Origin of the sequence: Stackebrandtia sp. (assembly GCF_035643755.1) — a bacterium.
In the GTDB taxonomy this organism is placed as follows: domain Bacteria; phylum Actinomycetota; class Actinomycetes; order Mycobacteriales; family Micromonosporaceae; genus Stackebrandtia.
The window spans coordinates 1-3,197 of the sequence record NZ_DASQPW010000182.1; the positions used below are offsets into that span (position 1 = coordinate 1).

General features: G+C 71.3%; 3 protein-coding genes and 1 pseudogene. 1 reads left to right on the top strand and 3 read right to left on the bottom strand.

Going from position 1 to position 3,197, the window contains the following annotated elements; genetic code table 11:
• A partial coding sequence (locus VE172_RS13590) for a glycosyltransferase family 4 protein (protein ID WP_324802459.1) occupies window positions 1-600 on the top strand: 600 nt, incomplete at its 5' end.
• Here VE172_RS13590 and VE172_RS13595 read toward each other — a convergent pair.
• From VE172_RS13595 to VE172_RS13605, 3 genes and pseudogenes are all read right to left on the bottom strand, one after another.
• Window positions 597-1,265, bottom strand: a complete 669-nt coding sequence (locus tag VE172_RS13595) for a response regulator transcription factor (protein WP_324802460.1) — start codon at window positions 1,263-1,265, stop codon at window positions 597-599. The two genes, VE172_RS13590 and VE172_RS13595, sit on opposite strands and share 4 nt — an antisense overlap.
• Window positions 1,258-2,955: a sensor histidine kinase gene (locus VE172_RS13600; protein ID WP_324802461.1), complete on the bottom strand. Its 1,698-nt coding sequence runs from the start codon at window positions 2,953-2,955 to the stop codon at window positions 1,258-1,260. The genes VE172_RS13595 and VE172_RS13600 overlap by 8 nt, the downstream gene beginning before the upstream one ends.
• Window positions 2,956-2,981: 26 nt before the next feature.
• Window positions 2,982-3,197: pseudogene (locus tag VE172_RS13605) on the bottom strand (long-chain fatty acid--CoA ligase); the annotation flags it as partial.

Sequence of the window (3,197 nt, forward strand, 5' to 3'; positions counted from 1 at the left end):
CCCGAGGCCGACGGCGCGAGGATCCGTGCCCGCCACGGCATCGGGCCGGTGCCCGTCGTGGTGTGCGTGTCGCGGCTGGTGCCGCGCAAGGGACAGGACGTCCTGATCGAGGCGCTGCCCGCCGTGCGCCGCGCCGCGCCCGGAACCGTCCTGCTGTTGGTGGGCGGCGGTCCGTACGCCAAGGCCCTGCGCCGCAAGGCATCGGCGCTCGGCGTCGGCGGCGCCGTCGTCCTCGCCGGGCCCGTGCCCGACGCCGACCTGCCCGCCCACTTCGCGGCCGGGGACGTGTTCGCCATGCCGTGCCGCACCCGCCGCGGCGGCCTGGACGTCGAGGGCCTCGGCGTGGTCTACCTGGAGGCCGCGGCCACCGGGCTGCCCGTCATCGCGGGCGACTCCGGCGGGGCCACAGACACGGTGCGCCACGGCGAAACCGGGTATGTCGTGAATGGACGCGACACCGCGGCCGTCGCCCGGCGACTGTCCGAACTGCTCACCGACCCGCCGCTGGTGCGCAAGATGGGCGCGGCGGGCCGCCAATGGATGCGCGCCGCGTGGACCTGGCCCGACCGCGCCGACCGGCTCCGGAGGCTGCTCGCCTAGAACTTCGGGGAGTCGGGCGCCTCGAGAAGACCGAGCTTCAGGGCCGTCATCAGGGCCTGGGCGCGGTTGCCGGCGCCCAGCTTCTCGTAGAGCTTCGAGATGTGGGTCTTGGCCGTGGACTCCGAGACGTACAGCTGCTTGGCGATCCCGGCGACGCTCATGCCGTCGGCCAGCAGCTTCAACACCTGCGACTCGCGCGGCGACAGCTGCGGCCCGGTGGGGGTGAGGCGGCGCTTCATGGCCTCGGCCAGGTCGGCGGCCGTGAAGGCGTTGGGAGTGGTGGCGGCGTGGCGGGCGGCCGACACCACGTCGTCGGAGGGAGCGCTCTTGGGAACGAAGGCGCTGGCCCCTGCCTCGAGGGCGCCGAACAACTGGTCGTCCCCGGCGTACATGGTCAGCACCACGATGCCCATGTTCGGGTGCGCCTTGCGCAGCTTGCGCGTGGCCTCCAGCCCCGAACCGTCCGGCAGACGCAGATCCATGATGACGACGTTTGGCTGCAGCGCGGCGGCCTTGCGTAGGCCGTCACCGGCCGAACCCGCCTCGGCCACCACCTCGAACTGCGGGTCGCGACTGAACGCGTGACGCAGTCCCTTGCGAATCAGGTCGTGGTCGTCCACGATCAGTACGGTGGTGGCTTCGTTGCCAGGTGTGGGGCTATTCATTGTGTGCTACTCCCTTAACAGCTTCGTCCGACACGGTACCTGGCCGTTCGGACTGTGCTAGCAGCACGGCGACGGTTGTGCCATGCGGTTGCCGGGGTCGGATCTCCAGTGAGCCGCGAATTCTCTCGGCGCGTTCGGACATAATGGTCAAACCGTAGCGGCCATCCGCGCCATCGCCCAACAGGCCGCGACCGTCGTCGGCGACCTCGATGCGGGCGTACGGCGGGTCGACCTCACAGGTGACCCACAGATTCTCGGCGCGGGCGTGCTTACGGGCGTTGGTGATCGCCTCCTGGGCGATGCGCAGCAGTTCCGCCTCGGTGGACGCCGGCAGCCGCGCGCCGCCCTCGTCCAGGGACAGGTGGACGCGCAGCCCCGCGGAGGCGCCCACGGTGCGGGCGTAGTCGGCGATCGCGGTGGTGAGGCCGCCGTGGCGGTCGACCTCGCTGCGCAGCTCGAACAGCGACAGCCGCAGCTCGGTGATGAGCCGGGTCACCTCATCGCGCAGGTCGTGGAGCTGCTGGGACGATTCGATGGCGTTGGTGGGCAGCTGGGCCATCGCGTGGTCGATGCCGTAGCCCAGCATCGCCAGCTCCTGGGCGATGCCGTCGTGGATCTCGCGGGCCAGCCGCTGCCGTTCCTCCATAGTGGCCAAAGAGCGGACGTCGTCGAACAGCAGCGCCGTCTCCAAACGCAGCGCCGCGCCGTCGGTGGCCGACACCACGTTGTCGACCGACTCGGAGGTGTAGCAGTCGGGCTCGTCGCACTCCATGAGCACCAGCCCGACCGTGCGCCGCCCCGCCACCAGCGGCACCACCAGCGCCGACACCGGCCCGCTGCCGCTGCGCGTCAGGGGCGTGTTGGCCAGGTGGGGCTGCTGCCCGGCCCACGAGTCGGCCATCGTGGCGTTGTTGGACAGCTCGGTCTCCCAGTCGACGCGCTCGGCCGCCGACTGCCCCAGCACCACCAGGCGGTTGCCGCCGCTGGCCACCAGCAACGCCACCCGATCGGCCCGGGTCTCCTGACGCAGCCGCTCCACCAGATCGGTGGCGATCCCGCCCGGGTCGAGGGTCCCGCCCGGCAGCTGCCGCGCCACGGCCCGCAGCTGCGTGAGCAGTGCGGTGGCCTCGGCATAGGGCCGCGAACCCGAGGGCATCTCGGCGTGCAACAGGTGCCGCAGCCAATGCCCGACGGTCGCGGCCAACAGGCCCAGACCGATCGCGCTGGACACCTCGCGGGCGTAGTCGCCGCCGCCGATGGCCGGCGACGCGAAGGCCGCCGAGGTCACCAGCGCCACCGAGATCAGGCACAAGACGCCCGCCTCGACCAGGCCGGGATACCGGGTCAGGAAGCTGTCGGAACGGGCCGTGGCGACCCGATCGTCGCGCAGACCGCCGAACATGGCCGCGCCCCCGAAGGGCGCGATCAGGTAGATCAGCAGCCAGAAGTGCGGGTCGCCGGGCGTGACGTCCCCGGCCACGACGACGGCCACCTCGATCAGCCGTCCCAGCCGCCCGAAGATCGGGTCGGCCGGGGCCAGGGTGCCCGGCACCGAGGCCACCGCGATCAGCACGATCCAGATCAGGGTGTCGGTGGAGGTATGGGTGGTCAGGCCGCCGATCGCGACGATCGCGAACACCGCGGCCCGCAACCCCAAGGCGGGCAGCAACCATCGCTGCCGACGCCACACCCTGTCGATCAAACCCGGCCTGCCTGTTAAGTCGTGTAAATCGCCTCGAAGTCCTCGGCGTACTTCGTCAAGACTACGTTGCGCTTCACGCTCTGTTTGGGAGTGACCTCGCCGGACTCCTCGGTCAGCGCCGCGGACAGGACGCGGTACTTCTTGATGGCCTCCGCGTGAGACACCGTCGCGTTGGCCTCGGCGATGGCGGCGTCGATGTCGGCGCGCAGCTCGGCGTCCTCGGCGAGGTC